The 26464-nt window shown below is 51.6% G+C and carries 29 protein-coding genes; 20 read left to right on the top strand and 9 right to left on the bottom strand.

Translation table 11 applies throughout. The features are described 5' to 3' along the window. Positions 1-10 precede the first annotated feature (10 nt). From C4N23_RS03560 to C4N23_RS03540, 4 genes are all read right to left on the bottom strand, one after another. Complete coding sequence (locus C4N23_RS03560; RefSeq protein ID WP_112144086.1) at positions 11-1561, bottom strand: relaxase/mobilization nuclease domain-containing protein; 1551 nt, start codon at positions 1559-1561, stop codon at positions 11-13. Further along, positions 1533-1967, bottom strand: a complete 435-nt coding sequence (locus C4N23_RS03555; protein WP_005934538.1) for a plasmid mobilization protein — start codon at positions 1965-1967, stop codon at positions 1533-1535. Before C4N23_RS03555 ends, C4N23_RS03560 begins: the two co-directional genes overlap by 29 nt. A 684-nt stretch (positions 1968-2651) precedes the next feature. Further along, entirely contained in the window at positions 2652-3920 is a 1269-nt protein-coding gene (locus C4N23_RS03545) for a GHKL domain-containing protein (protein WP_112144083.1), read from the bottom strand. After that, positions 3917-4615, bottom strand: coding sequence for a LytR/AlgR family response regulator transcription factor (locus C4N23_RS03540; RefSeq protein WP_005924492.1), 699 nt, complete (start codon positions 4613-4615; stop codon positions 3917-3919). Before C4N23_RS03540 ends, C4N23_RS03545 begins: the two co-directional genes overlap by 4 nt. A gap of 179 nt (positions 4616-4794) precedes the next feature. Here C4N23_RS03540 and C4N23_RS03535 point away from each other — a divergent pair, with 179 nt between their 5' ends. The 9 genes from C4N23_RS03535 to C4N23_RS03500 all read left to right on the top strand — a co-directional run bounded on the left by C4N23_RS03535 (position 4795) and on the right by C4N23_RS03500 (position 10810). After that, positions 4795-5382, top strand: coding sequence for an accessory gene regulator B family protein (locus C4N23_RS03535; protein WP_005924490.1), 588 nt, complete (start codon positions 4795-4797; stop codon positions 5380-5382). 12 nt (positions 5383-5394) lie between these two features. Beyond that, a complete protein-coding gene (locus tag C4N23_RS13950) occupies positions 5395-5565 on the top strand; it encodes a hypothetical protein (RefSeq protein ID WP_005924488.1) in 171 nt (56 codons plus the stop codon). A gap of 18 nt (positions 5566-5583) precedes the next feature. Beyond that, on the top strand, positions 5584-6114 hold the full coding sequence (locus C4N23_RS03530) for a DUF5626 family protein (RefSeq protein ID WP_005934533.1): 531 nt from the start codon (positions 5584-5586) through the stop codon (positions 6112-6114). 13 nt (positions 6115-6127) lie between these two features. Beyond that, entirely contained in the window at positions 6128-6274 is a 147-nt protein-coding gene (locus C4N23_RS03525) for a cyclic lactone autoinducer peptide (protein ID WP_081027705.1), read from the top strand. A 47-nt stretch (positions 6275-6321) separates the two neighbouring features. Then, positions 6322-7086, top strand: a complete 765-nt coding sequence (locus C4N23_RS03520) for a hypothetical protein (protein WP_005934532.1) — start codon at positions 6322-6324, stop codon at positions 7084-7086. A gap of 2 nt (positions 7087-7088) precedes the next feature. Next, positions 7089-7370, top strand: coding sequence for a hypothetical protein (locus C4N23_RS03515; protein WP_005943373.1), 282 nt, complete (start codon positions 7089-7091; stop codon positions 7368-7370). A gap of 203 nt (positions 7371-7573) precedes the next feature. Next, the gene (locus C4N23_RS03510) at positions 7574-8140 is read left to right on the top strand and encodes a hypothetical protein (protein WP_005934531.1); all 567 of its coding nucleotides are present in this window, start codon (positions 7574-7576) and stop codon (positions 8138-8140) included. A 12-nt stretch (positions 8141-8152) separates the two neighbouring features. Further along, positions 8153-8890 (top strand): DUF3658 domain-containing protein, encoded by a 738-nt coding sequence (locus C4N23_RS14170; protein WP_223387800.1) that lies wholly within the window; start codon positions 8153-8155, stop codon positions 8888-8890. Between the two features lie 198 nt (positions 8891-9088). Beyond that, positions 9089-10810, top strand: a complete 1722-nt coding sequence (locus C4N23_RS03500) for a recombinase family protein (RefSeq protein ID WP_242983712.1) — start codon at positions 9089-9091, stop codon at positions 10808-10810. A gap of 256 nt (positions 10811-11066) precedes the next feature. On the opposite strand, the gene C4N23_RS03495 is transcribed toward C4N23_RS03500, so the two are convergent. Genes C4N23_RS03495 through C4N23_RS03480 form a run of 4 tightly spaced genes read right to left on the bottom strand, consistent with a single transcriptional unit; the run spans position 11067 to position 14103 of the window. Next, positions 11067-11729 (bottom strand): HAD family hydrolase, encoded by a 663-nt coding sequence (locus C4N23_RS03495; RefSeq protein WP_112144081.1) that lies wholly within the window; start codon positions 11727-11729, stop codon positions 11067-11069. Between the two features lie 13 nt (positions 11730-11742). Further along, a complete protein-coding gene (locus tag C4N23_RS03490) occupies positions 11743-12159 on the bottom strand; it encodes a cupin (protein ID WP_112144079.1) in 417 nt (138 codons plus the stop codon). Positions 12160-12180: 21 nt separating this feature from the next. Continuing rightward, complete coding sequence (locus C4N23_RS03485) at positions 12181-13068, bottom strand: fructoselysine 6-kinase (RefSeq protein WP_112144077.1); 888 nt, start codon at positions 13066-13068, stop codon at positions 12181-12183. 24 nt (positions 13069-13092) lie between these two features. Then, positions 13093-14103 carry an SIS domain-containing protein gene (locus tag C4N23_RS03480; protein WP_055188981.1) on the bottom strand — a complete coding sequence of 337 codons (1011 nt, stop codon included), beginning with the start codon at positions 14101-14103 and terminating at the stop codon, positions 13093-13095. A gap of 364 nt (positions 14104-14467) precedes the next feature. On the opposite strand from C4N23_RS03480, the gene C4N23_RS03475 reads away from it, so the two are divergent. The 11 genes from C4N23_RS03475 (at position 14468) to C4N23_RS03425 (ending at position 25667) form a co-directional block, all read left to right on the top strand. Next, complete coding sequence (locus C4N23_RS03475; RefSeq protein ID WP_112144075.1) at positions 14468-15181, top strand: GntR family transcriptional regulator; 714 nt, start codon at positions 14468-14470, stop codon at positions 15179-15181. 274 nt (positions 15182-15455) lie between these two features. Beyond that, positions 15456-16946 carry an anaerobic C4-dicarboxylate transporter family protein gene (locus C4N23_RS03470; RefSeq protein ID WP_242983711.1) on the top strand — a complete coding sequence of 497 codons (1491 nt, stop codon included), beginning with the start codon at positions 15456-15458 and terminating at the stop codon, positions 16944-16946. Positions 16947-17038: 92 nt separating this feature from the next. After that, a complete protein-coding gene (locus C4N23_RS03465; RefSeq protein ID WP_097839498.1) occupies positions 17039-17848 on the top strand; it encodes a sugar phosphate isomerase/epimerase family protein in 810 nt (269 codons plus the stop codon). 81 nt (positions 17849-17929) lie between these two features. Then, positions 17930-18730 (top strand): sugar phosphate isomerase/epimerase family protein, encoded by an 801-nt coding sequence (locus tag C4N23_RS03460; RefSeq protein ID WP_242968076.1) that lies wholly within the window; start codon positions 17930-17932, stop codon positions 18728-18730. 29 nt (positions 18731-18759) lie between these two features. After that, positions 18760-19569 (top strand): BtpA/SgcQ family protein, encoded by an 810-nt coding sequence (locus C4N23_RS03455; RefSeq protein ID WP_055188973.1) that lies wholly within the window; start codon positions 18760-18762, stop codon positions 19567-19569. A 14-nt stretch (positions 19570-19583) separates the two neighbouring features. Beyond that, complete coding sequence (locus C4N23_RS03450; RefSeq protein ID WP_112144072.1) at positions 19584-21128, top strand: FGGY-family carbohydrate kinase; 1545 nt, start codon at positions 19584-19586, stop codon at positions 21126-21128. 15 nt (positions 21129-21143) lie between these two features. Beyond that, on the top strand, positions 21144-22004 hold the full coding sequence (locus tag C4N23_RS03445; RefSeq protein WP_112144069.1) for an amidohydrolase family protein: 861 nt from the start codon (positions 21144-21146) through the stop codon (positions 22002-22004). Beyond that, the gene (locus tag C4N23_RS03440) at positions 22001-22432 is read left to right on the top strand and encodes a secondary thiamine-phosphate synthase enzyme YjbQ (protein WP_055188967.1); all 432 of its coding nucleotides are present in this window, start codon (positions 22001-22003) and stop codon (positions 22430-22432) included. Before C4N23_RS03445 ends, C4N23_RS03440 begins: the two co-directional genes overlap by 4 nt. Before the next feature lie 12 nt (positions 22433-22444). Next, positions 22445-23248: a PfkB family carbohydrate kinase gene (locus C4N23_RS03435; RefSeq protein WP_112144067.1), complete on the top strand. Its 804-nt coding sequence runs from the start codon at positions 22445-22447 to the stop codon at positions 23246-23248. A gap of 2 nt (positions 23249-23250) precedes the next feature. Then, a complete protein-coding gene (locus C4N23_RS03430) occupies positions 23251-24078 on the top strand; it encodes a sugar phosphate isomerase/epimerase family protein (protein WP_112144065.1) in 828 nt (275 codons plus the stop codon). A 308-nt stretch (positions 24079-24386) separates the two neighbouring features. Next, positions 24387-25667, top strand: a complete 1281-nt coding sequence (locus C4N23_RS03425; RefSeq protein WP_112144063.1) for an L-cysteine desulfidase family protein — start codon at positions 24387-24389, stop codon at positions 25665-25667. 39 nt (positions 25668-25706) lie between these two features. Here C4N23_RS03425 and C4N23_RS03420 read toward each other — a convergent pair whose 3' ends face one another. After that, complete coding sequence (locus C4N23_RS03420; RefSeq protein WP_112144061.1) at positions 25707-26360, bottom strand: HAD family hydrolase; 654 nt, start codon at positions 26358-26360, stop codon at positions 25707-25709. Between the last annotated feature and the right edge of the window lie 104 nt (positions 26361-26464).

Here is a 26464-nt window from a genome sequence, read left to right as displayed (position 1 = left end):
GCACAACTCCTTATCTCTCGTGATGTTGCGTCCGTTCGTCCTCCCGGAAGAACAGGGCAACATTCTGTTTTGCATCTTTCAGCTTGAGCAGTTCGATCTTGGCTTCCTTGTACTGCTCATAGAACTGGGCCTTTTCGGAAGCAAGAGCGCAGTATTCCGCTTCCAGCTTGTTCGGACTTGGCAGTTTAGTGATGTTGTTTGCCTTGAGATAGGCTGCTGCTGTCCGGTATGCTGTCAGCTCTGCACGATGCTGTTCTTCAAAGGTTGCGGGGGATTTGGCAGCGTTCCGTTTCTGCGCGAGCGGTCGGTACTGCTTGTAGGAAGCAGCATAACGGCGCAGTGTTTGGTTGTTTGCCATGCGGGTTTCGAGGTCTTTCACTACGGCCAGCGATTCATGGAACTTGGTGTCAAGCTCTGCAATTCTCTGGTCGAGTGCGTCCTCGTTGAGCAGACCTTTCTCCTGCAAAAGAATCAAGGTCTGCGCCATGGCTTTGAGGTTGTGCTTCTTCGCCCAACGCTCATAGCCGATGCCCTTGCCCTGCTTCAGTTTTGCCTGAATGTCCACCAGCTTCTTGATTCGGTCGGGTTTTTCCTCAAGATTGCTGTGGAGGATAATGGGCTGGCTCTTGGCATTTTCTTTCAAGGTGGCAAGCACGAGTTCTTTCTCAAACTTGTCACCGAGGCTGTGCGCCCGGATAAACTTCTTTCTTCCGGCTGGCAGGTAGCTGAGCCGCCCACGGCTTTTCTTGACCGTGATGCCGTACTGCTGCAAGAGCCTGTCCGAGAAATCTTCAAAGCTCGCTGCATTGTCCAGCACATCCGAGATCTGTTTCCGCAAAGTCTCCTTTGCGGTTTCAAACTCCGTTTGTGTAGGCTGCTGTCCGGCGGCAAGCAGGGCAGCGTTTTCACGGTCGAGTTTCATTTGACTGCGCCGTTTCATCCAGTATTCACGCTCGCTCACACGCTTTTTCGAGCTGAGCAGGTCGATCTGGTACAGCTTGGCATCCTGACACATTTCCATGACTGCGACACGCAGGTGCCGCATGGTCTGGGCTGTGCTGGAATGCTTCATGCCCTCACGCCAGTCACGGGGCTTTTGCATATAGGGCTTGCGCTCCACTTCTCGTGTCCGGACGCTGCCGATCACGATGTGGACATGGATATTTCCCGAATGGTTGTGTCCGTCCGGGTGGGTGCAGACGATAGCAGGATGACCGGGAAAGTTCTCTTTGCAGAAGTTCAGGCCGAGGGCCTGTGCCTTTTCCATCGTCAGCCCATTTTCGGCTGCATCCCGCGGGTCGAAGCTGATGATATACTGGTGACTCTTGATGTCATCCGGGTGGTTGTTCTTGTCGTACTTCCGGTTTGCCAGCAGGCAGGCCATTGCAAACGAGGCTTCGCCGCATTCAAGGGTGTCCAGAATGTACGATTCCCGCAGCTTGGGTCTGCTCTGTTCATCCAGAATTTTCTTGCCGGAAAATTCATCGTGCTGGTAAACCAGATAGGTCTCAGCGGCAGAGTAGTCCGAATTTTTAGAGGCGATATGCTTCAGCGTTGCCATACAGTTTACCCAGAACTTTCTCGGCGTTGAGCCGGAAGGCAGTCAGGTCTGCAAGTTCGTCCAGAAGTTTCGCCCGGAGCTGTTCGGTGTCTGCTCCGCCGGAGTTGAAGTGTCGTGCGAGTTGGTTCAGGTTGCCGCCCACCCTGCTGCACTGGGCAAGCAGAGTGGAAACGGCAGTCAGGGTTTCTTCTCCGCCGCCGGCAACGACAACGGTGCGCTCGATCTTCGCATTGTGCAGCGCACGGCGGATGAGGGTGGACAGGGAGAGATGAAGGAGTTTTGCTGTGCATTGGAGTTCCATCTTTTCAGTTTCCGTCACACGGAACTTGATGATGTGCGTTTTGTTGTTCGGCGTGTCGTGGCGGTGGGTCGTGCTGGGTTTCGTTTTGACATTCGTTTTGTTCATTGAACCTCCTGTCGTTTCGCTAGCTCCTCGGTGGAGCTATGTAAGCACGACACGCCGTTCTTTCGCACCGCAAGGTGCGAATATGAGCAGGGTTTGGGGCAGGTACGCCCCAACAAGATCACATCAAAACTCGCAAGAGTTGCAGATGTGAAGTCCCGGTGGAGCACAACATTTTCAAGAATTGAAAATTTGTGGCCACGGGACGGTTCTTGCTCTCCACCGCTGCGCTCAAAACGCATTTCCGAAAGTTGTTTCCGAATTGTTAAGACGCAAAAATAAGTAGAGAGTTCCGCTGCTCGTGTATGTTGATCGCCGTTTGCTCCGAACGAAGTTCCTGCCCCTGTTTTGCAGCGGCGTTGGCCGAAAAGCCGGTATCACGCTCGGACGGCTCATGAAATTCTCAAGGTACGGCTTCCCCAAAAAGAAAATACCGCCCACGCAGTACAGGCGAAGGATTTTGTCGGGTGAAACAGACGGCAAAATGATCGGGTGTGTTGCGGGGCGGTAAATCTTCGCAGGAAATAAAACCGCACAGAATCGTTTCTTTACAGAAATCGCTGTGGATTTGTTGGGAATGATAACATAAGTATTGATGTGTGTCAACACTTCAGGATAATGAATACATCAGATGAATGAAACACACAAAGTACAAGCAAAAGCAAAGCAATGTTTTAGGAGAATGTTTTAATTTTCGCAGTTCAGGCGGACTTGGACGGTAAACACACCGTCTTTCTTTTTCGTATAGAAGTCACCATGGTTCTCCTGAACGATACGATTTATATTTTTTAGTCCGTAACCGTGATACTCTCCGATGCGGATTCCGCGAGAAGTATCACTGTATGGGTTTTCCAGCCGATAGAAGAGGCTTCGATACTGCTTGCGCAGCTGTAGATGAATGATTCTCTGTTCCGCTGGCAGGTCGCAACAGGCTTCGATGGCATTGTCAAATGTGTTTCCGATAATGATGCTCAAAGACAACGATGAGATCGTCAGGACTTCAGGAATCGTCACATCCAGTTTGACGTTGATGTTATTCCTTTCCGCAATTCGTAAGTAATAATTCAAAAGAGCATCAACAACAGGATTTCCGACAGCAGAAATATTTGTGGAACGCTCGAAAACATTCGTGGCGGCCTGTGCGATCTTGTGAAGTTCTTCGGTATCACCGTGTTCTGCAACTGCCTGCATCGCCAGAATGTATTTCTTCACATCATGCTGTAGAGAACGGACTTCTTCCTGACGTTCTTTGAGCTGCTGGTAGTATTCCATTTGAAGGTTGTACTGCTGCTCATTGAACTTGACTTTGAATTTTTCTAGCTCATTTTCCCGGAGAGCTTCCACATAGAACACGATCAGGATGTTTATAAGGAGAAGCACCGCCATAAGACCGACCATATAATCCGGGAAATACTCATCCGCAGCATGATACTGTGCCACATAACAGACAGCAATACTTGCGATTTGAATCGCAATGATCGGCAGCAGCCATAGGATACGCAGAGCATTTCCTTTTCGGCTGAAAAAATGTGAGATCAGGACTACGAGTGGAATTTGAATCAGGTTTGAAAAAACAACATAGACCAACCGTGCTGCCCCAGCCTGCATTAGAATGTCGGTATCCGGGATACGCAGCCCAATCAGAAGCATTGCAAGCACTTCCACCAAAGCAATCAGTGTGAAGAAAGCTCCGCTTGCAAAAACCGCCTGCCACGGTCGAACCTCATAGAACAGCAATGCAAGGAAAAATCCGCCAACTAAAAGATAGATCGTGCGCTGCGTCACCCAATCCGGGAATAAACTCAAAGCACACTGCCCAGCAATCAAGAGTGCAACATAGGCATAGAACCACCTTGAGACGGGCTCCTTTTTTGGAAACAGCCGACCGATAAAAAGCAGCAACAGGGCAATGTTGGCAAAGCTCCCTGCAAACTCAACGAAATAATAAAGCATCATCTTCCCAAATAAGCGTTGAAGATCTGATTGAACTCCTGACGCTTCCTCCTGCTGATCGGCAGCTGATGTCCGCTGGAAAGAAAAACAGCGGTTCCCGTAGCGTAAACAATGTGTTCCATGTTGACGAGATAACTTTTGTGTGGTGACACAAAGCACCGTTTGGGAAGCTGCTCCAAGGCTTCAGGAATGCTCATTCGCAATGTAAGGTCTTGCTCCTTGCAGTGAATCAGAACTTTATGTCCGTGGCTTTCCAGAAAGTAAATGTCCGATGTTTCCAAGGACATGGTAACACCATCGTATTCGATCGTGAAATGTTTGGAGTTCAGTTCCTGAAGGACGGCATCCATTGCCGCAGCGAACAGCGTCTGATCCAAAGGTTTGACAAGGTAGCGGAATGCAATGCCATATCCCTGCACAGCGTACTCATGCCGCTTCGTGACAAATACCACCAAAGGATGCTTCTCCATCTGAATCAAAGACTGCGCCAGCTGAAAACCGTTGGATGGCATCTCGATATCGAGAAGAAGCAGATCAAAGGATTTCTTCTGCATTTGCAATTCGCTCAGAAGTTCGTTTCCATCCATGTAAGTTTCAATGTCAAAGCAGCCTTGCACATCGTACTGCTGGACGCTTTGAACAATGCCATCAAGGTCTGATTTCTCATCATCGCAGACTGCAACGTGGTACTTCAGCATTTCGACAACCTCCACAAAATAATGTCCTGCTACTATTATAGACTGTGCAAAGGCTCCTTACAAGTAGCCTGACCTACCACTTTTGTCACCAGAACGACCAGTTTTGCCAAACCTCTTGATTTTGCTGAAATTTATGATACAGTGAAGCAAAAATCAGAAGATAAGGTGGCGCAACTGCAATGTGGGAACGCACGCTGTCTCAAAAATCAGTCCGTCTTTTCTGCGAGCAAAAAGTGATAGATGAAGCAAAGGCGGATGCGTATGTCTATGGGTACGAGTTGCTCATATCATCTGTTGTGAGCGTTCTGCTTGTTGTTTTAATCGCTGTTGTGTGTGGTGATGTGCGGTACGCACTTTCATTTTTGATTGGGTTTATCCCACAGCGAATCTACATTGGCGGATACCATGCAACATCGCACACCAGATGCTATTTGGCATTCTCCGGACTGGCACTTATCTGCATTTTGCTAAGTAAGGCAATCGCAGCAAATCACCTTTTCCGTATCCTGACAACAGTAGCTCTTTTGGGCATCTCTATCTTTCTCTCACCTATCGAAGCAAAGAATAAGCCTTTAAGTGAAAAGAAGCGGTCAAGTTACAAGATGGTCGCATCTGTTCTTTCGTCAATAGATTTCCTGCTTGCCATTTTTAATGTGCTTCCGTATACACGTCATGTAGTTTGCTACTATCTCTCCAAATGGGTATTGATTGTATTCTCAACAATTCCTTTGGTTCAACAAAAATTTAATGCCAACTTTTGTAGATAGGGAGGTGATAACATGAAAAAAAACAAATGGGTGCTGCTTCTTATCGCTTTTGTTGCATTTTTGGTATTGGTTTATTTTATTGGTGCTTGCCTTAATGCAACGGCAGAGGCATTGACAATTATTTCGCTCTGCATCGGCATACTGGTCATTTATTTAGTCGTAAAAGCAATCAAATCAAAATAAGGAAAGGAAAATGTGATCATGAGTACAAGAAAATTCATCAAAAAACTTACGGCGAGTCTGCTTTTTATTGCGGTTGTAATGTCGTTTGGCGTTCAGTCTGCCTTCGCTGAATCGAATTCACCGAAAGCTACCGTTAAGAACAATGTTGTTACTTTTAGCAATCTCGATCAACTGAAGGCAAACGAGAAGCTCGCAATTGCGGTAGTTGACAGTAATGGTGATCCAGCAACTATTACTATCGAGTCAGTGGACAATTCAATTTCTCGTGTAGCGAAATCGTCGAATTCTTGGAAGGTTTCGTATAAGGGAGTGGTGATTCATGCATATTTTTATATGACAGTGACGAATAACAAAGTCACAAATGCATGGGACTATTCGATTACAACTTTGGGTTCCACATATAGTGATGCAAGTTTGACGTATAACTCCAGTTCGGCAAAACTCACCTTTACCAGTAACGCTTATAATGGTATTGCTTCTCATACTTGCTGGCTGAAGGGAACTCCTCGCGGAACAAACAATGAAGTCGATGTAACGTATTCTATGTAATGTGGAGGACAATATGAAACAGAATTCACAAAAACTGATTTTTTTCCTGAGTAAAATTACATGTGCTTTTGCAATGGCGATTGCAGTCTTAAGTGTGAATAGCACCTGCTGCTTTACAGCGTATCAGCCGGATGTCCCTGAATCGCTTGATCGCAACTAAACTCATATGATAGACATTATATCAAAAACGATGTGAGGTGATAGAATATGAAAGATGTATCTCGAAGAGAATTCTTGAAAACTTTATGTTTAGGCATAACAGTAGCCGCTTTACAAAATTTGCCAATGACAACGGCTTTTGCAGACAGTGCAATCAGTAAAACAAAAATTATTTCTAAAAGCGACCGTGAAAATTTGGTGGCTACTGTTGCAAGAACTGTGCAAGTGTCCTACAAAATAGATAAAAATACGATCATTGAAGTAACTCGCTTTACTGATATTGATGGACAAAATGTTACCTTGAACCGGAGCGTTAAAGAAGATGGTACAGGTGAACTTGTCTATACGAAAGCCCAAAAAACGAAAAAAAGCAAATTGACCAATCAAAGCTATGATGTCTTTTTGAAATTAGCAACTTCAAAATCTATGCCTCAAACAAGGGGAGCCACTGTTGGAAGTGATGTTACAGGATCACAGTATAAGCATATATTTGTATCAAATCTCAGCTATACAATTGACAATACGGCGATTGCGCAAATTGAGATTGGTGGAGTTGAAACTGCAGCAAGCCTTTTAATTACTGGGTTGCACTTGCCGGGAAGCACTGCTGTTACGGTTGGATCCTTTTTGGTTAGTGTGGTTCTAGCTACTTCTCCATCGAAAGTTGTTATAAATCAATCGCTGTATGAAGTCCATTTCGCATATGATAATAGCTACTATACCCATTGCTATCATGATATTTTGTATTCGTATGATTCCGGTGGACACCTTATGGATACTACAAAATCGTACCATCAAGCTGTGGGAGGCTAAGAATGAAAAAAGGCAAAAGCAACTTTTTTCTTATTGCTCCTTTTGCCCTTTGGGGCTGCATTTCAGTATGGACTAGTAATCTTGTCCGATTGACAGATAAAAGCGCAGTACCTTATGCTTGGGCTTCTTTGTTTTTCTCATATGGAATCGTAGCAGTGCATTATATCCAAGTGGCAGTATCCTCCAAAGGCTGTAACAATGCCGAAAACGAAAAAATTGCATGGGTTCAGCTTGGGCTTTCAACTTTGTTCTTGATAGTAGCTGTTGTTCTAGCTATTCAATGAAGGAAAGCAAAGTAATCACCCAAAGCAGTGTAAGGTCACAATATTTTCTATTCCAGCAGTATTCTAGTAGTTTCAGCATTTGTATGGTTCACATTTATTTGCCGAGGAGTATACACCTGAAGGGGAAAATTTAATGAAGGTGATTCCAATGGAGCTTTAGTGTATTGAGTGAAGAAAAAAAATAAATTAGGAGGCAGTATACCATGACTAACAAAATCAAACGGCTGATTTCCATTCTATTGGTCACGGTTTTATTTCTCCTGACCATTCAGCCAGCATTTGCAACTGGAAATAAGAGAAAGATCGATGATTATTCGATAGAAGAACTTCTCAATCTTTCTGTGCAAGAACAAGAGAATCTCGGATTTTATGTTTTGGCCGAGGTTCCAATGCGCATTCCTGTTTCTAATACAGACGGCTCAAGAGTTGTATCGTATATTGATGGAACATGGAGAGTTCTTTATACAAAGGCCAATGGATTGGGCTTTTATATGAGTGGAACTACCGTCGGTATTGGCCCGGATTTAATAAAAAATGTTTCAGGAACGGATTACTACACGAGCTATTCCGATAACATCGAACGAAGCTGCCCATTTTCAACGACAGCACTAGTTCCAGAACAAAGTATATATAATACAACCTATACATATGACTTCTATGATGTTGGAACTTATCTTGATTGCAGCGTTGGGTGTTATTTTGGAGTGGTTGGCTCAAGCAAACCAATCTATTGGAGTGCAACTACACAAGTTACCATCCCGAAATTATGATTTTGACCAGCTATGGATGAAATTGTTTTTGAACCCAGTGATGTCAATATGTTAGCAGCTTTAGGCATCGTCGAAAGTGTAAAGTTGTTTCCGTTTATGTTATCAATGGGAGAACTTCAATATGCTTGCGATTCAGAATATCGTTGCAAACAATTCGTGAATTGCCTTTCAGAATATTATCCTGACAGCCAAATTGAAGCTAGACAACTGTGGTCGAAATATCATGGTACAGCGAATGCGGTTCAATGTGATATGATAAATCATAAGCCACTGCGTGTTTGGGTCAGGAGTTCTGCCGATTGTTGGTGCGGCATTTATTATATTTGTTACTATGCAGCAAAGTATGGTACAAATAGAATTTTGCTTGCATCCAGAGAAGGTCTGAAAGAATTTATGGAAGGGAAAACCGATAAGATCTCACAAAAGTATTTGACGGAAGAAACTATTACTGAGTATGCCAAAAGATGGGGAAAGCTATTAAACGAAAACACCTCCATGCGTATTTGGCATGCGAACGATGTTAAAAGCGTTAACATAGATTATTTCGACCAGAGAATTATTAGTTTAGTATCGAGAATTCCTATTTCGGTTGGTGAACTTACCGCAGACGTATTAAAAGCGATTTCTGCTCCGGTAAGTGACTGGTATGTCATGAAACGCATAGAAGCACTTTTGAAAAAGGGTGTTCTTCAAGTCGTTATTCCAAACAAAATCTTTTATAATACCATCGTCCAGCTAAACGAAGAATAAAGGAATCCGAGCAAGTCGGCCCAACAGTCACCTCATTTCAACGAGAGGGGTGGCTGTTGGGTCAATTGTTCAAAAAGAAAAACTGAAGATAATAAAAAGTCTTGATTTCTCCATCAAAACATGGTATATACATTATACGAAACAGTGCTTTGAAAGAACGCTCCACCGTTCAATGACGTGTAAAGAGAGGTGCTTGCCATGACCGCTGTGATCTACGCCCGCTATTCCAGTGATAACCAGCGCGAAGAATCCATCGAAGGCCAGATTCGTGAATGCACGGCCTATGCCGAAAAGAATGACATCACTATCGTCAAGCACTACATTGACCGCGCCATCTCTGCCAAGACGGATAATCGCCCTCAATTCCAACAGATGATAAAGGACAGCGACAAGAAGCTGTTTGATATTGTTCTGGTCTGGAAACTTGACCGCTTTGCCCGGAATCGCTACGACAGTGCCCGGTATAAGACCCAGCTGAAGAAGAACGGTGTCAAGCTCATGTCGGCTACGGAGATCATCTCCGAGGGGCCAGAGGGTATCATTCTGGAATCGGTTCTGGAGGGCTATGCAGAATACTACTCTGCCGACCTTGCCGAAAAGGTTGTCCGTGGACAGACAGAGAACATCCTGAAAGGCCGCTGCAACGGTGGTCGTGGAACGTTTGGATATACGCTGGATTCCGAGCGGAAATTTCACATCGACCCGCTTGCCTCCCCTTTCGTGCTGGAATCGTTCACGAAGTATCGGGATGGCCTCACGATGAAAGAGATTCGGGACTGGCTGAATGAAAACGGCATCAAGAACCCGGTCGGAGGCGAATTTACTTACAACAGCGTGGAGCACATGCTCAAAAACCGGCGTTATATCGGAGAACTGAAATTCCGGGATGTGGTCGTGCCGGATGCGATTCCGCCCATCGTGCCGCTGGAACTGTTCGATGATGTGCAGGAAAAGATTGCCAAAAACAAGAAAGCCCCTGCCCGAAGAAAGGCAGAGGACGATTACCTGCTGACAACCAAGCTGCACTGTGGTTGCTGCGGTGCGCTGATGTTTGGCGAAAGCGGCACAAGCCGGACGGGAGAAGTCCACCGCTACTATAAATGTGCCACGGCCAAAAAGAAGAAGGGCTGCAAGAAGAAAACTGTCCGTAAACAGTGGCTGGAAGATCTTGTGGTTAACCAGACCATGCAGCTTGTAAAAGACGATGCCGCTATGGAGTCCATCATCGCCAAGGTGATGGAACTGCAAAACAAGGAAAACACCAACATTCCTCTTTATGAAAAGCAGCTCCGGGATGCGGAATCGGGTATCCAGAATATGCTGAATGCGATTCAGGCTGGAATCCTGACCAGTTCCACCAAGGAGCGGTTGGAGCAACTGGAAGAAACCAAGCGTGAGCTTGAAGCCCGCATTGCAGAAGAAAAGCTGGCAAAGCCCAAGGTCACGGAGGAGTTCATTCGCTTTTGGCTGCTGCGGTTCCGTAAACTCAACATGAATCAGAAAGACCAGCGGCAGGCACTGGTGGACACGTTCATCAATTCGATTTACCTGTACGATGATAAGGTTTTGATAACCTTCAACTATAAAGAAGGGACACAGACCGTGACTTTTGGAGAAGCGACGGAAGTTGCATCCGAGGGAAATGGTTCGGATTTGGATTGCATTCCTGCACCAAGAAAAACCAGTACACATTGTGTACTGGTTTTTCTTTTTTGTTCGCGCGATGGAAGGGGCTCGAACAGGGCGGCGGCGCATAGCGCCGCAAGCAATCAGCCCAGTGGGCTGTTGCTTAGCCCGCGGGTTCCAACGCGTAGGAATGTCTACCGTGGAAGCTGTAGATCGAAAGATTTCATGGCTTTTTTGTTTTGTAAGCCATGGGTGCACGGTTTTTGCACGGTCGGTGTTATCCATGTCCGATGATGTAGGGCGCTGTATTGCATTGCAATCAGTGCCCTTTTTTGCATCAGGTGAGCAGAGCCAGGCGCAGCTTTTCCTTCATTTCCGGGTCGGCATCCTTCAGCAATTCCAAAAGAGCCGTCATGGAGGCTGATCATTTGCCCTGCGCCTTATAGGAGAAACGCTGCTGCGGTGGCGGGTCTCCTGCACGGAGCGGAGCAGCTTAAATGAAAAACAGACCAAACCTATTTGTATCGGTTTGGTCTGTTTTGTCATAAATTCAGAACGGAGAAAGATTCTGAAAAAGTGGGATTTGTCGGTAAAGATGAAAATCAGAAAGGGCGAAATCTGCCGCAGAGACGTCCTGACGGATGGAGCTGCCGGTATAGCCCAGCACGGTACAGCCGGCGGCTTTTCCGGCACGGATGCCTGTGGGAGAGTCTTCGATGACCAGACAATCGCCGGGGGCAAGCCCCAGAAGCTGCGCTGCCCGCAGATAAGGTTCCGGATCGGGCTTGCGCCGAGTGACCATGTCGCCACAGACCACCACATCGAACTGTGAGACCAGATGTAAGCGGTCGAGCGCGGTCAGAATGAGCTGTGACCGGGTAGAGGAGACTACGCCGGTGAGAATACCCTGTGCACGAAGCGCAGAGAGAAACTCCCGCAGACCGGGCTGCGTGTGCAGGTCGGCACCGTTTTCGTAGTAGTTGCCGCGGCGTGTGCGTTCGGCCTGTAGCTGCTCCAGAGTGACCGGCGTTTCTGCCCGCTTCAGCAGTGCCTCAAGCAGAGAAGAATCATTGATGCCCACCAGTGCGCTTCGATCCTCTTCGGTCAGCCGGACCCCGAAATGCGCAAGAGCAGAGGCAAGATAGTCGGCGTTCCGTTCCTCGGTATCGGCGATCACGCCGTCAAAGTCAAAGAGGACGCATCGGATCGGCATAAAAAGCTCCTTTTCACTCTGCGAGGATCTTGCGTGCACGCTCCTGAATGTCGGCGATCTGAGCAGCGGTCAGGTCGGCAAGGTCACTGTTTTCCATAGAGCAGTTGGAATCCTGCACATAGATCACCTTGGTGTCTTTCTGCGTGATGGAGTAGAACCAGCACTCGGCGGGAACATTGTATACCTTGCCCTGCTGCATGGGGGTCAGCTCGATATTCTTGAAGCTGCCGCCCTCGCGCTCGGCGGTGATGAGGATTGCCTTACCAGCGGCAAGGATGAACTGCTCGTCGGTGGAGTGATGGATCTCCAGATGAGCAATGCCGGCAATGTCGTTGTCGGGCTTCCAGTTCTTGATGCAAACCAGCCATTTGGGATTCTTATAAACGCAGAGGATGCCTTCCGCATTGTTTTCATACTGATCAGGTTTCATGATAATGCCTCCTGTTTTATTTTACAGTTCGGTGCGGCCCACGATGGGGGTTCCGTAGCCGAAGGCGCCTTCCTTGGCGCACATTTTTGCAGCAAATGCTGCGCCGATCTGCATGGCTTCCTGCAGATGCGCGACATTTTCTTCTTCGGTGCCTTCCAGCAGAGCGCCGCTCTTGGAAGACTTCAGCAGCGAGCAGAGGAAAGCGGCAAAGTAGGAGTCGCCGGCGCCCATGGTATCAATGACGTCATCTGCGTGCACGGCGGAGGCGTAGTAGGTCTTGCCGTTGTACAGCACATAGGAGCCGTCCTCACCGATGGTGCCCAGCACGATGGAAACGCCGTGGTCGGCGGCCTTCTGCATCTCGCGGGCGCGGTCCTCGGCACTCAGGTGTGCACAGGACAGGATGGCCACGGTGACATAGGGGCAGACCTTTTCCAGATAGGCGTCGGTCCATCGGGTAGAAAAGTCATAGGCGATGGGCACGCCGGCCGTGTGCAGGAAGGGAAGATCCTCTTCGATATAGCTGTTGAGGTTGGTGTAGATCAGGTTGAAGCCCTTGATGTACTCCAGATCTTCCTGCGTGAAGTCGAAGCTGTGCTCCTTGGCGACGCCGCCCTTGTTGGAGCCAAGAAAGACACGGTCGTTGCCCTTGAGCGTGACCATGGCAAAGCCGTTTTCGCCCTCAAAATGGCGGCAGTGACTGGTGTCGATGCCCAGCTCGTGCAGGATCTTCTGGTTGTAGGCGGCGACCTCATCGCTGCCAAACTTGCCCAGATAAGCGGAAGGTACACCGTTTGCTGCGGCATAGGCGCAGGTGTTGACGCACTGGCCGCCGGGGTACATCTTCCCACGGGAAAGGTATTTGTCGCACACATTATCGCCGATGGCGATGATCTTGACTGCGCTCATCGTATCAGATCCTTTCCGTCTATATCAGTATGCGACCTTCCACATATAGCGGCGGGTGGTCAGCGGATGCTGGCGGGTCTCAGCGAGAGCGTGATTGTAGATGGGATAGACATTGTTGAACAGAGAGTGGTTGAAGTAGTCCACGACAGCGGGATCGATGACCGACAGGCCCAGCTCCTTGGCGTCCAGCACCTCGATGCGCTTTGCATAGGTGTGCAGGAACTTGAGGCAGCGCTCGTCCAGCTCACGGGTAGAACCCTCGGACACCTGAATGACGAAGGGGGTGTTGGCGTCGGTGACCTCGAAGGGGCCATGGAAGAACTCACCGGTGTGGATGGTGCCGGAGTGGATCCACTGCATCTCCATGAAGATGCAGATGCTCTCCATGTAAGCGGCACCGTAGCCTGCACCGCTGCCCATGGTGTAGATGACGGAGTCGTTCTTGTACTCCTCGGCAAAGTCCAGAGCGCGCTGGGCCACATGAGCGCGGGCCTTGCGGATCACGGTGGTGATCATGCCGGCACCCTGCTGGAACTTATCGTAGTTGCTGTAGCCCTCGGTCTGATTCAGCAGCTCCACGGCGACCTGCAGGGCGCACATGGTCTTTTCACCGGCGTAGTCGATGTCACCGGCGAGGTGATCCGGGCTGGCGTCGAAGGAGTAATGGATGATGTAATCGCCGAACTCGATGATCTCAGACTCTTCCAGCCAAGTCAGGATGATGACAGCGGCGCCCATCTCCTTGCCCAGCTTTGCAGCGGCAATGGTCTCGGGGGTGTTGCCCTTGTGGCAGGCAAGGCAGATGATGGAGTTCTTGCCGAAATCGCGGGGCGTGCTGTGGACGAACTCGTTGCTGCTCACCCAGCCGGACTTCAGCGTCAGGCTCTCGCGCTCCATAAAGGTCTTTGCAGGGTACAGAGCACCCAGAGAGCCGCCGCAGCCCACGAAATAGATGTTCTTGACGCCGCCGTCGTCCTTCTTGTTCTCCAGAATTTCAGCGACGATGGCCTTGATGTCAGTGTACTTGTAATGCATTGTATTACCCTCCTGCATTTCATATTAAACTGTCTCGATTTCTTCCGGCGGTTTCCGGAAGAACTTTTCTTGCCATGATGATAATACAAAGCAATACAAATGTCAATACCGAAAATAAGACAAAAAAATTGTGCATTTCTTACAAGGAACGAAACGAAATGTGGCGGGCTTCCTATATAAATAGGGGGCGCTGGAAAACGGCCCTGCACAGACGCAAGGGAGAAAAAATTTGTTTTTCCTCTTTACGCACGGATAAAACTTATATATAATAAGTTTGTATTGTAACATAATTGCGGGGCACGCAAAAAAGTAAATTGAAAATAAACCGTATTTCGTGATAAAAATAAGAACGGGAGAATATACCATGAGTTTGGATAATACAATTTCAACGCCGCTGTTTCAACAGCTCGCCGCAACACTGCGTGCGGCTATTGATGCGGGCGAGTATCCCCCGGGCAGCCGCCTGCCAACGGAAAATGAACTCTGCGAGCGCTATTCGGTCAGCCGCGTCACGGTGCGTAAAGCACTGGATGAGCTGTCTCAGGGAGAATTTCTGGTGCGCAAGCCCGGCAAGGGCACGTTTGTTACGGAAAAGAAGATCCAGCGAAAGCTGGATGGCGTGCTGAGCTACACCAATATGTGTTATATGATGGGATACCAGCCCGGCGCAAAGACGATCAGGATCACACTGGAACAGCCCACGGAGGAAGAACGGGGGCAGCTTGGGCTAAAAAAGGACGAACAGACGCTGGTTGTGGAGCGTCTGCGCCTTGCGGACGGCAGACCGATGATGTTGGAGACCAGCAAATTTCCGGAGAGTTTTTTCTTTCTGTTCAATGCAGATCTGACCAATACCTCTCTGTATGAGACGATCCGAAAGGAAACAGGCATCGTATTCACACGCTCAGATAAAGTCCTTGAGATCGTGTTTGCGAACCATCAGGAGGCCAAGTATCTGGGTGTGGTAAAGGGCTACCCGTTGCTGTCCATCAAGAGCGTGGTGCACGATCAGAGCGGGGAACACTGCTATCTGGGCCGTCAGCTCTGCATCGCGGATAAGTTTAAGCTCATGGTCTGAGCTGTCAAAGATGAGTACAACAAAAAGACGTACCTGTGTATAAAAATAAAAAGGGAGCGTCCCTGAAGCAGAATTTCAGGGGCGCTCTCTTTTTGTATTACAGAAGTAAGAGACAAAACGGGAGCAAATGAGGGCAGAAGGATACAATAATTTGGTGGTGATTCACAAAACAATGGTGCGTTGATAGTATGTTTTGACGAAAATGCCGGAATGCTGTTGACAAGGAGATGCTTGCATTATATTATTGCATCATAATACAAAGCATAACATTTCGATGCCTAATACAAAGACAAATCGGGATGGATTGCTTGTAACAGAGAATGTGCGCATCTTTCTGATGAAAACTGACGGAAACGGGCCCGGGGCGGCAGGCAAAGAAAGCGTCATGAACTTGCTGGGTATGCGGTCGCTGGGAAAAATCAAAGAAAAAGGAGAAAAAATCATGTTCTGGATTGAGCTTGTCATCATGCTCCTTCTCATCTTCTGGGGCGTTCGCAAGGGAGGAGTTTTCCTTACGCTTGCCGGTGCGGTCGGCGCGTTTGTCTTTACATTTATCTTTAAGTCACCCATGTCGGATCCCCCGCTCACGGTTTTGCGAATTATTCTGGCCGTGGTTATTGCGGGTGGCGCGATGCAGGCTGCGGGTGGTATTGAGTACCTGGTGGCTCTTGCGGAGAAGATCTTGAGAAAACATCCTAGATCAATCACCATTCTGGCGCCCATGATCAGCTGGCTGTTTGTTTTCTGCTGCGGAACCGGCCACATTCTGTGGAGCCTGCTGCCCATCATCAACGAAATTGCCATCGAGAACGGCGTCCGTCCCGAGCGGCCGATTGCCGCTTCTGTGGTTTCCAGCCAAAATGCGGTCTGCGGCACTCCGCTTGCCGCCGCTACCGCCGCGCTGGTAGGATTTTTGGAGGAGTCGGGCAGCGTAGATATGATTACCGTCCTGATGGTTGTCATTCCTGCTACCCTTCTTGGCTCTCTGGCTTCCGGCCTTGTTATGATGAAGCGAGGCAAGGAACTTGCAGATGACCCCGAGTTCCAGCGGCGTGTTGCCGATGGCACCCTTGTACTGCGTGGGCACAAGGAAGAAAAAGTGGTCGACACCTCTTCTTTCAGCAAGCAGTCCAAGATTTCTGTCATCGCCTTCTTGGTTGCGATGGTAGCCGTCGTTCTTCTGGGTGTGGTCAAATCCCTGCGTCCTGTTTTGGCTGACGGCAGCACTATGGGCATGACCGACATCATCCAAATCTTCATGCTCTGCGCCGCTGCGGTAATTTGTCTTGTGATGGACAAAAAGGCCGATGCTATTCTTGAGATGCCCGTTTTTAAGTCCGGTGTGTTTGCGGCCGTCATCTGTCTTGGCCTGTGCTGGATGGTCAATATCTTCATCGGCGCGCAGTCCACCTTCCTGACCGAGACGGTCTCGCAGTTCACCAATAAGTACCCTTGGGTATTCATTATTGCCTGCTATTTGGTGGGTAATATCACTACTTCGCAGGGTTCCACCACCGCAATCGTGATTCCGCTGGGCTTGGCACTCGGCATCAGCACTCCCGTGTTGCTGGCTGGCTGGGTCACCATCGGATCACACTTCCTGATTCCCGCTGCCTCCGAGAGTCTGGCCGCCATCGCTTTTGATACGGCGGGAACGACCAAAATCGGCAAATTCGTATTCAACACCAGCTATCTGTTACCCTCTCTGGTTATGGCCGTCGTGGATGCCGCAGTAGCGTTCCTGTTGGCAAGTGTAATCCTGTAATTTTTATGCCGCGTCGGGATTTGGGCGGTGGGCTGCCCTTGTGCAGATCCACCGCCCAATCCATACGCAGTGATTTTAGGGAGAAAGTATCCATGAAATTTACCCTGATGAGCTATCACTATCTCCGATATCCTATACGAAAGTATCTTGACAAGATGGAACGGGTCGGCTTGGATGGAATCGATATCTATTGCACCGGCCCCCAGCTTAACCCATTTGATTATTCTTTGGGTGCGCTGATTCAGTTGAACCGCGACATTCGGGATCGGCACCTGACCCCCTATGTTCTGACAGCCGAAAATTGCGTCTATCCGGTTAATCTGGCCACATCGGATCTCCTGACATGGGAATCGACTCAGCGATACTATCAGCGCCTGATTGACACGGCTCAGTTTTTGGAATGTCCTCATATCCAGATTTGCCCGGGAACGGGATATTATGATGCTGACAAGGATGAGGCATGGAAACGTCAGGTTGAGGCGGTGCAGCTTCTGGCGGAGTACGCCAAAAAGAAAGGCGTCACCATCTTTATGGAGACCTGTAAGATAACCACCACCAATCTGGTGGTTACCAGCAAGGAGCTTAAACAGTTTATCGATGATGTGGGCGCGGACAATCTGCTGGGTCTTTCCGACACCGACCAGATGTCTCAGGCCGGGGAGCACATCAACGATTACTTTGACAATCTGGGCGATAAGTATGGCTTTGTCCATTTCAGTGACCTGAACCATACGATCCCCGGAACCGGCGGGCTGCCCATGAAGGAGTATTACGACACCCTTGTCCGCAGGGGCTATCAGGGCTGGTGTTCCTGCGAGATGTGTAGCCGAGACTATTATCTGGATCCGGACAAGGCTACCGATGCGTATATCGACTATATCCGGAATGTTTTGAAAGCCTGAACCTATTCGGGGCAGAAGCCCGTAGAAATCGGGCTGCCTGTATGGAAGAGAAAGGAATGGTCTTTTATGAAACTCGCGCCCATGAGTTATCACTATGTACGCTATCCCATTGAGAAGTTTCTGGATAAGGTCGAGCGGTCTCCCTTTGACAGTATCGATCTCTATTGCAGTGCGCCTCAGTTGAACATGTTCGACTATCCGGTCAGCCGTCTTTTAGAGCTGGATAAGAGTATTCGCCGTCATCACCTTTCAGTTATGGCCATGACCCCGGAAAACTGCGTTTATCCAGTGAATTTCTGCACTCAGGATACCCTGACCCGGGAGTCCAGCATCCGCTACTACCAGCGTGCGATTGATACCGCCCAGTTTTTGGAATGCCCCGCGATTCAAATCAGCACCGGGTTTGGATACTTTGATATGCCGCGCGAGGAAGCCTGGAAATTCTGCCGGGAGAGTGTGGGGACTCTGGCTGCCTACGCCGAGCGCAAGGGGGTTACTCTGTTGCTGGAGGAGTTGAAGGTAACCACTACTAACGTCCTCATTACCAGCAAGGATCTGGCAAAGATGATTGCTGAGATCGATTCGCCCGCTGTTGTTGGTATGGTGGATATGGATCAGATGACCTACGCAGGAGAGACCATCGATGACTACTTTGCCAACTTGGGTGATAAGCTGCAACACATTCATTTCAATGACCGGGGCCATACCGTACCGGGAGATGCGGACTTCCCCATGAAAGAGTATTACGACCAGATCAAGGCGCACGGCTATGAGGGAACCTGCTCCTTCGAAATTTGCGACCGCCGCTATTACATCGACCCGGACAAGGCCATTGACGACACCGTGGCGTGGATGCGCGCCAACACGCACGAACTGGATTAAAACGGAAGGATATAAAGGAGAGCAATACCATGTGGACTCAGGAAATGTTTGGTGTTGAAAAACCAATCATTGCGCTTTTGCATCTGGATGCCCTGCCCGGCGACCCCGGCTACTGCGGCAGCATGGACACCGTGCTGGAACACGCCCGGCAGGATCTCGTGGCGTTGCAGAACGGCGGCGTGGACGGAATTCTGTTTGCCAATGAATTCAGCCTGCCCTACCAGCCGGTGGCGGATGTGGCAGTGATCTCGGCGATGGCCTATATCATCGGCGCTCTGCGCCCGCTGATCCGGGTGCCTTATGGCGTCAATGTGGTCAAGAATCCCATCGCGACCATCGACCTTGCTGCTGCCACCGGCGCAAGATTTGCCCGGAGCTGCTTCTCAGGTGCATACATGGGAGAATATGGCCTTTATACCTCCAACAGCGGTGAGGCAGTCCGCCACCGCAAGGCGCTGGAGATCCCGGATATGAAGCTGCTGTTCAAGGTGAACCCCGAGGCAGACAGCTATCTGGTGCAGCGGGATATTCAGGTGGTGGCAAAGTCTATCATGTTCGGTGGCTTTGCAGACGGCTTGTGCGTGTCCGGCGCTTCTGCCGGCAGCGAGCCGGATGATTCCATCCTGAACAAGGTCTACGAGGTGGCAAAGCCCCGCAATGTGCCGGTGTTCTGCAATACCGGCTGCCGTCACGAGAATGTGAGAGAGAAGCTGAAATACTGCGATGCCGTCTGCATGGGCACTGCGTTTAAGAAGGACGGCGTGTTCAACGGGCGTGTGGACGAAGAGCGAGTGCGCAGCTTTATGGAGATCGTGTACGACATCCGCGCCCGACTGTGAGAAAGGAGAGCAGGATGAAACGCTATTTTCTGGGCATCGACATCGGTACCTTTGAGTCCCGCGGCATCCTGATCGACGAAAGCTTCCGAGTGGCGGCGGATGCCTCGGTGCCTCATGGGATGGACAACCCGCAGCCCGGGTGGTTCGAGCAGGAGGCCGAGGCGGTCTGGTGGGGCGACCTGTGCAAATTGTGCCGGATCCTGATAAAACAGAGCGGAATCCGGCCGGAGCAGATCGCCTGCGTGGGCACCAGTGCATTGGGCACCGACTGCCTGCCGGTGGACGAACAGTGCCGCCCGCTGCGCCCGGCCATCCTCTACGGCATCGACGCCCGCGCATCAGAGGAAGCGGCGTGGCTGACAGAGCATTACGGACAGGCGCGGGTGCAGGAGCTGTTCGGTCATCCCATCTGCTCTGGCGACACGGCCACAAAGATCCTCTGGCTGCGGCGGCATGAGCCGGAGATCTACGCAAAGACGGCCTATTTCCTCACGGGCAGCTCCTTTTTGACGGCGCGCCTGACCGGGAAATATGTCATCGATCAGTCCCTTGCCAAAGGCTCGTTCCGACCGCTGTACCAAGCGGACGGCAGTGTGAACGAGGCAGAGTGCGGGCTGTACTGCCGCCCGGACCAGATCGCGGCGTGTGCATGGTCCACAGACATCGTGGGCACGGTCACACCGGAGGCTGCGGCACAGACCGGCCTTGCCGCGGGAACGCCGGTCATTACCGGTACCGGAGACTCCACGGCAGAGGCCATCAGCGTGGGTCTGGTGGAGCCGGGCACGGCCTTTTTTCAGTATGGCTCCTCGATGTTCTATTACTATTGTACGGACCACTTCGTGGGCAGCTATGTTTCGCCGCAGGGCAACGGCGCCCTCAAGGGTGGGAAGGCGTTTACCGTGCCGGGCACCTATTGTCTGGGCGACGGCACCAATGCGGCGGGCACATTGACCCGCTGGGTGCGTGACCTGCTGTACAGCAAAGAGCTGGACGCCGAAAAGCAGGGCGGCGAAAACGCCTACGCAGTCATGGCGCGGGAGGCGGCTGCTGTGCCGCCGGGCAGCGACGGACTGATCATGCTGCCGTATATCTACGGTGAGCGAAGCCCCCTGCAGGACGCAGAGGCCACCGGAATGCTCTTCGGACTGAAAGGAACGCATGGACGGGCGCAGATCAACCGCGCTGCGCTGGAAGCCGTAGGCTATTCCACCTATCAGCACCTGCTGCTGTTTGAGGAGCTGGGGGTGCCGCCCCGGCGGATTATCACAGCGGGCGGCGGCACGAAAAACGCTGCATGGATGCAGATCATCTGCGACATGGCGGGAATGCCGCTGACCATTCCGGAGCCGTTCCAGTGCTCTAGCTACGGAGACGCCATGCTGGCGGCGTTGGGCGTCGGTGCGCTGGAAAGTTTTGCCGCCCTGCGTGCCGCTTTACCGCAGGGCAGGATCTTGCAGCCAGACCGGAAAAATCATGAATTTTATCAGGAGCATTACCCGATTTTCCGGGATCTCTATCTGGAAAATCGGGACAGGATGCACAGAATGCAAAAATAAGGAGAAGACTGTCCTATGGTCATTGATACTCATATCCATCCGGCACTGTTTGCACCGATCTGTGAGGATCAGGAGCGCTTTCGCCGCCGCTGTGATGCCATGAATTATCATCTGATGAAGCCCTCCGACATGGCGCTGCTGCGCAAGCAGTATGCGCTTGCAGACATCGGACGGGTGGTGCTGCTGCCGGAGGACTGCTCTGTGGAGTCGGGGATGGTGGAGATCTCCAACGATGAGATCGCAAAGCTGGTGGCGCTGGATGCACAGTTCTATATCGGTATGGCAACGGTGGACCCCCGCCGCCCCGATGCTGTGCAGGAGCTGGAACGTGCCTTTGCTGAGCTGGGGCTGGCCGGACTTGCAGTGAACACCGCACGGCTCAAAATGTACCCCATGGACGAGCGCCTTGTGCCGCTGTATGATCTGTGCCGCAAATACCACAAGCCGATCATCTTCCACGCCGGCTTCTGTCTGGAAAATAATGCGCTGGCAAAGTATGCCCGCCCGATGGAATTTGAGGAGGTGGCGCTGCGCTGGCCGGAGGTCAATCTCTGCCTTGCTCATTTCGGCTGGCCGTGGGTGCAGGAGACGGCGGCTCTGCTGCTCAAGTACCCCAATCTCTACGCAAACACTGCACTGATGAACTTTGATGGTCCCTACCAGCTGTTTCCCAAAGTGTTCAAGCAGGACATGGGCGAATACTGGCTGGATCATAATCTGGCCGATAAGGTCATGTTCGGTTCGGACTCGCCCCGCATTCGCCCGGTGCGCAGCAAGCGGGGGCTGGATAGCGTGGAGATGCTGCCCGAGACGAGGGAAAAGATCTACTGGAAAAATGCAATGCGCTTTTTTGGATGGGAGGGCCAGAACAAATGAGATTTGAGCTGAAGGAAGTAAGCATCTGCGCAGAGAAGGAGTTTGAGCTGATCCGCATCACCGACCCGGTGCGTGAATTTGTGGCACAGACCGGAGTAAAGAACGGCGTCGTCTATGTCATCACGGAGCACACGACCACCGGCATCATGGTGAACGAGAGCCTGCCCTGCGTGGAAAAGGATATTATGGAGACGCTGGACCGGATCGCGCCGGAAGACTATCCTTACCATCATAACCACTATCTGCCCACCTATGGCACCATCGGCGGCAATGCACCCGGCCATCTCAAGAGTCTGCTTACGGGGAACCACTGCGTTTTTCCGATCGTAGAGGGCAAGATCAAGCTGGGCAGCGCAGCGGATATTTATTTCTGTGAGTACGATGGCATCAAAAACCGCAAATATATGATCTACGTCATGGGCGAGTAAGGGGGCTGCGGAATGAAAAAAGCAATCGCAATGGCAGACAACTGCATTGATGTCTACTACCGGATGGACCGGTACTATCTGACAGGCAACAGCATCGACTTCGCCATCAACTACAAGGCGCAGGGCGGCGATGTGACCGAAATGACCGTGCTGGGCAACGATGTCTTTGCAGATGCGCTGGTGGAGCGGCTGAAGCAGCGCGATATTCCGCTGCGAGTGCTCAAAAGGATCGACCGCCCCACCGGTATGGCAAAGATGGACCTCGTAGACGGGGACAAAAAGCATCTGGAATTTCACGGCAACGCCATGGAGGAGATCGAGCTTTCCGCGGAGGATATGGAATTTGTCAAGGGCTTTGACATCGTGTATGCAGAGCGCTGGGCAAAGGTAGAGCGTTATATCGCTGCGCTGCGCCAGCCGGGGCAGATCTGGGTCTACGACTTTTCGAAACGACTGGAGCAGCCCTCCAACGACGCGCTTCTCCCCTATCTGGATTACGCCTTTTTCTCCTACGACAAGGATGATGACTATATCCGGGAATTTATGCGCCGCACGAAAGCGAAGGGCGCAGGCTGTGTGATCGCCATGCTGGGCGAGCATGGAAGCCTTGCCTACGATGGACAGAGATTCTATCATCAGGCGGCGGAAAACGTGCCGGTGGTAAATACGGTGGGAGCAGGCGATTCTTATATCGCAGCATTCACCTACGGCGTGAGCCTTGGGGAGAGCATCCCGCAGTGCATGGCGCGGGGCAAGGCCCTTGCGACCCGGATCGTGCAGCAGTTTGATCCTTATTTACAGGAAAAGGAGCAATAACGATGGAACTTTCACAGTTGTGTGCAGCAAATTATCATTACAAGCGCTATACGCTGGATTATTTTCTGGAATCTGCTGAGCGGCTGGGCTATCAGTCTATCGAACTGTGGGCATCCGGCCCCCACCTCCATCTGGAGGATTTCGACGCTGCCCGTCTGGCTGAGCTGAACCGCAAGATCAAGGCACATCATCTTGCTCTGCGCTGCTTTACGCCGGAGCAGTGCGTGTATGCCATCAGCGTTTCTCATCCGGATAAGGTCTATCGGGATCGCACGGTGGACTTTTTCAACCAGCACATCGAAGCGGCCGTGCAGCTGGACTGCGACCACATGGTGGTATCCACCGGCTTTGCTTATCTGGATGTGGATGCAGAGGACGCGTTTGGCTGGTGTGCAGAGGCAATGGGACGCATTGCCCGCAAGGCAGAGCAGGAGGGCGTGACGCTGGCGGTAGAGCCTTTTACCAAGTACACCACCCACATCTGCAATGAGGCAAGCCAGCTGCGCCGTCTGCTACGCACGGTCAACAGCCCGCGCCTTATGGGCTTGGCGGATACGGATGTCATCGCCACCACGGCGGTGGATACCTTCTCCACCTTCCTTGATGTGATCGGCCCGGAGAATCTGGGACACGTCCATTTTGTAGACGGCAACCCCGGCGGGCATCTGGTGCCCGGCGATGGTGTTTTGGATCTGGACGGGGCACTGGAAAAGCTCAAGGCAATCCATTATACCGGTGCGCTGGGTCTGGAAGTGCTGGACCGCCGCTATGTCTTTGCCCCCGAAGCTGCGATGAAGCAGGCGATGGACTGGTATAAGGAAAGAATATAAACGCGCGAAAACCGGAAGAAGCGTATTTTATGAGATGCAAATTGCCTCGTGGAAAAAACAATCCGGGATTTACGCTGAAAATACATAGATATATTCTTAAAATGATACCTTCTTCATCAACCCATTCTCCTTAAAAGGCAACCTCCCTTCCGACGATCACAGTGTCAGAAGGGAGGTTGTTTTTTAGAGGACTTCATTTCCATAAAGCTGATGTTTGGCGAAAGTGCCCCTAAGAAACCTTGTTTTTTGGGGGCGTTTTTTGTACAATGAAGCAAAGCGACTCACAACAACGATAAAGGACATTTGGAATGGAAAAAACAGAACTGCGATATCAGGCTTATCTTCAGATATTGAAGGAAGAACTCATCCCTGCCATGGGCTGCACCGAACCCATTGCAGTGGCCTATGCCGCCGCCGTGGCCCGGAAGACGCTGGGGGCCGTGCCGGAGCGTGTGTGCGTCGGGGCCAGCGGCAGCATGATCAAGAACGTGAAGTCAGTCATCGTGCCCAACACCGACAACCGTAAAGGTCTGGAAGCTGCGGCCGCTGCGGGCATCGTGGCGGGCCGCCCGGAACAGAAGCTGGAGGTCATCGCCGACGTGACGCCGGAGGAAACGAAAGCCATCCTTGCCTATCTGGATCAGACCGAGATCACGGTCGAGCATGTGGACAATGGCGTGACCTTCGACATCATCGTGACGGTCTGGAAGGGCGGGCACTCGGCCCAAGTGCGGATCGCAGTCTTCCACACCAACATCGTCCACATGGAAAAGGACGGCGAAGTGCTGCTGGACCTGCCCGTTCACGGCGACGAGGAGGAAAACCTGACCGACCGCAGTCTGCTGGATATGGAGCACATTTGGGACTTCGCCAGCACGGTGGACATCGAGGACGTGAAGCCCATTCTGGATCCCCAGATCAAATATAACATGGCCATTGCCGAGGAAGGCTTGCGGGGCGATTACGGCGCGAACATCGGCAGCGTCCTGCTGGACATGGAGGGCGACAACGTCCGTGTCCGGGCCAAAGCCTACGCCGCCGCCGGTTCCGACGCCCGGATGAACGGCTGCGAGCAGCCCGTGGTCATCAACTCCGGCAGCGGCAATCAGGGCATCACCACCTCGGTGCCGGTCATCGTCTATGCGCGGGAGCTGAAGGCCGGCGACGAGCAGCTTTACCGGGCCTTGACCCTCTCCAACCTGACCACCATCCACGAAAAGACCCCCATCGGCCGCCTGTCGGCCTACTGCGGGGCCATCAGCGCGGGGGCGGGGGCCGGTGCGGGCATCGCTTATCTCTGCGGCGGCGGGTACGAAGCCGTCATCCACACCGTCGTCAATGCGCTGGCCGTGGTGTCCGGCGTCATCTGCGATGGTGCCAAGGCGTCCTGCGCCGCTAAGATCGCCACAGCGGTGGAAGCCGGACTGCTCGGCTATAATATGTACATCCGGGGCCAGCAGTTCCGCGGCGGCGACGGCATCGTGGCCAAGGGGGTCGAAAACTCCCTGCGGAACGTAGGCCGTCTCGGCAAGCAGGGCATGAAGGAGACCAACCGCGAGATCATCGATATCATGGTCGGCTGCAAATAAGCAGACAGAAAAAACCACCGGAGCACCGGTGGTTTTTGCTTAGAATTCGTTTGCTTTCAGACGCTCCAGCACCTCGGTCAGGCTCTTGCACTCTGCCGTGTACAGGCTGCGCATCTCGTCGTCGGCGGGGAGCAGGTCGGGCACCATCACGGTGACGAAGCCGCCCGCCGCCCCGGCGCGGACGCCGTTGTAGCTGTCCTCCAATACAAGGCAGCGGGCCGGTTCCACGCCCAGCTGCTGTGCCGCCAAGAGGAAGATTTCCGGGTCGGGCTTGGAGTGGGTGACCTGCTGGCCGGACGCCAGCGTCTTGAAGTAATGGGTCAGGCCCCAATTGTCGAGGTTGCGCTGGATGATGTGCATCCGGCTGGAGGAAGCCACTGCCATGGGGATGTGCTGCTCGTCCAGCCACGCCAGCAGCTCATCCAGACCCGGCTTTTTGGGTACCGGCTTCTGGAACACTTTGTCCGCCACCCGGTGCAGACTGTCGATGATGGCGTTGGCGTCGCAGTCCTCTCCGTAGAAACTACGGACGATATTCCGCGAAGTTTCCCCGGCGGTGCCCCGCTCGGCTTCCGCCAGCCCTTCCTTATAAGGAAGCCCCAGCGCCGCAAGCGCCGGTTCCCAGAATGTTGCCCACATCCGCTCCGTGTCGAACATCAGGCCGTCCATATCAAAAATGACACCTTGAATCATGTGTTTTGTCCCTCTGATTGCATACTTGTCCTTCGTACAACCTCTCCGTCATTGCTTCGCAATGCCACCTCCCCTTGTAGGGGAGGCCTTGGCAGTCTTCGCAG

The sequence above is a fragment of the Faecalibacterium hattorii genome, assembly GCF_003287455.1.
GTDB lineage: Bacteria > Bacillota > Clostridia > Oscillospirales > Ruminococcaceae > Faecalibacterium > Faecalibacterium hattorii.
Note: the sequence above shows the minus strand (reverse complement) of the source record. Positions and strands in the feature narration are given on the sequence as shown.

Excerpts from the sequence above, each read along its gene's own strand:
- C4N23_RS03465 (WP_097839498.1), top strand. The coding sequence starts at position 17,039 with ATGAAATTTACCCTGATGAGCTATCACTATCTCCGATATCCTATACGA.
- C4N23_RS03475 (WP_112144075.1), top strand. The coding sequence starts at position 14,468 with ATGAGTTTGGATAATACAATTTCAACGCCGCTGTTTCAACAGCTCGCC.
- C4N23_RS03470 (WP_242983711.1), top strand. The coding sequence starts at position 15,456 with ATGCCTAATACAAAGACAAATCGGGATGGATTGCTTGTAACAGAGAAT.
- C4N23_RS03460 (WP_242968076.1), top strand. The coding sequence starts at position 17,930 with ATGAGTTATCACTATGTACGCTATCCCATTGAGAAGTTTCTGGATAAG.
- C4N23_RS03540 (WP_005924492.1), bottom strand. The coding sequence starts at position 4,615 with ATGCTGAAGTACCACGTTGCAGTCTGCGATGATGAGAAATCAGACCTT.
- C4N23_RS03440 (WP_055188967.1), top strand. The coding sequence starts at position 22,001 with ATGAGATTTGAGCTGAAGGAAGTAAGCATCTGCGCAGAGAAGGAGTTT.
- C4N23_RS03555 (WP_005934538.1), bottom strand. The coding sequence starts at position 1,967 with ATGAACAAAACGAATGTCAAAACGAAACCCAGCACGACCCACCGCCAC.
- C4N23_RS03515 (WP_005943373.1), top strand. The coding sequence starts at position 7,089 with ATGAAAAAAGGCAAAAGCAACTTTTTTCTTATTGCTCCTTTTGCCCTT.
- C4N23_RS03530 (WP_005934533.1), top strand. The coding sequence starts at position 5,584 with ATGAGTACAAGAAAATTCATCAAAAAACTTACGGCGAGTCTGCTTTTT.
- C4N23_RS03480 (WP_055188981.1), bottom strand. The coding sequence starts at position 14,103 with ATGCATTACAAGTACACTGACATCAAGGCCATCGTCGCTGAAATTCTG.
- C4N23_RS13950 (WP_005924488.1), top strand. The coding sequence starts at position 5,395 with ATGAAAAAAAACAAATGGGTGCTGCTTCTTATCGCTTTTGTTGCATTT.
- C4N23_RS03485 (WP_112144077.1), bottom strand. The coding sequence starts at position 13,068 with ATGAGCGCAGTCAAGATCATCGCCATCGGCGATAATGTGTGCGACAAA.
- C4N23_RS03425 (WP_112144063.1), top strand. The coding sequence starts at position 24,387 with ATGGAAAAAACAGAACTGCGATATCAGGCTTATCTTCAGATATTGAAG.
- C4N23_RS03520 (WP_005934532.1), top strand. The coding sequence starts at position 6,322 with ATGAAAGATGTATCTCGAAGAGAATTCTTGAAAACTTTATGTTTAGGC.
- C4N23_RS03445 (WP_112144069.1), top strand. The coding sequence starts at position 21,144 with ATGGTCATTGATACTCATATCCATCCGGCACTGTTTGCACCGATCTGT.
- C4N23_RS03450 (WP_112144072.1), top strand. The coding sequence starts at position 19,584 with ATGAAACGCTATTTTCTGGGCATCGACATCGGTACCTTTGAGTCCCGC.
- C4N23_RS03560 (WP_112144086.1), bottom strand. The coding sequence starts at position 1,561 with ATGGCAACGCTGAAGCATATCGCCTCTAAAAATTCGGACTACTCTGCC.
- C4N23_RS03455 (WP_055188973.1), top strand. The coding sequence starts at position 18,760 with ATGTGGACTCAGGAAATGTTTGGTGTTGAAAAACCAATCATTGCGCTT.
- C4N23_RS03545 (WP_112144083.1), bottom strand. The coding sequence starts at position 3,920 with ATGATGCTTTATTATTTCGTTGAGTTTGCAGGGAGCTTTGCCAACATT.
- C4N23_RS03435 (WP_112144067.1), top strand. The coding sequence starts at position 22,445 with ATGAAAAAAGCAATCGCAATGGCAGACAACTGCATTGATGTCTACTAC.
- C4N23_RS03510 (WP_005934531.1), top strand. The coding sequence starts at position 7,574 with ATGACTAACAAAATCAAACGGCTGATTTCCATTCTATTGGTCACGGTT.
- C4N23_RS03495 (WP_112144081.1), bottom strand. The coding sequence starts at position 11,729 with ATGCCGATCCGATGCGTCCTCTTTGACTTTGACGGCGTGATCGCCGAT.
- C4N23_RS03420 (WP_112144061.1), bottom strand. The coding sequence starts at position 26,360 with ATGATTCAAGGTGTCATTTTTGATATGGACGGCCTGATGTTCGACACG.
- C4N23_RS14170 (WP_223387800.1), top strand. The coding sequence starts at position 8,153 with ATGGATGAAATTGTTTTTGAACCCAGTGATGTCAATATGTTAGCAGCT.
- C4N23_RS03525 (WP_081027705.1), top strand. The coding sequence starts at position 6,128 with ATGAAACAGAATTCACAAAAACTGATTTTTTTCCTGAGTAAAATTACA.
- C4N23_RS03500 (WP_242983712.1), top strand. The coding sequence starts at position 9,089 with ATGACCGCTGTGATCTACGCCCGCTATTCCAGTGATAACCAGCGCGAA.
- C4N23_RS03535 (WP_005924490.1), top strand. The coding sequence starts at position 4,795 with ATGTGGGAACGCACGCTGTCTCAAAAATCAGTCCGTCTTTTCTGCGAG.
- C4N23_RS03430 (WP_112144065.1), top strand. The coding sequence starts at position 23,251 with ATGGAACTTTCACAGTTGTGTGCAGCAAATTATCATTACAAGCGCTAT.
- C4N23_RS03490 (WP_112144079.1), bottom strand. The coding sequence starts at position 12,159 with ATGAAACCTGATCAGTATGAAAACAATGCGGAAGGCATCCTCTGCGTT.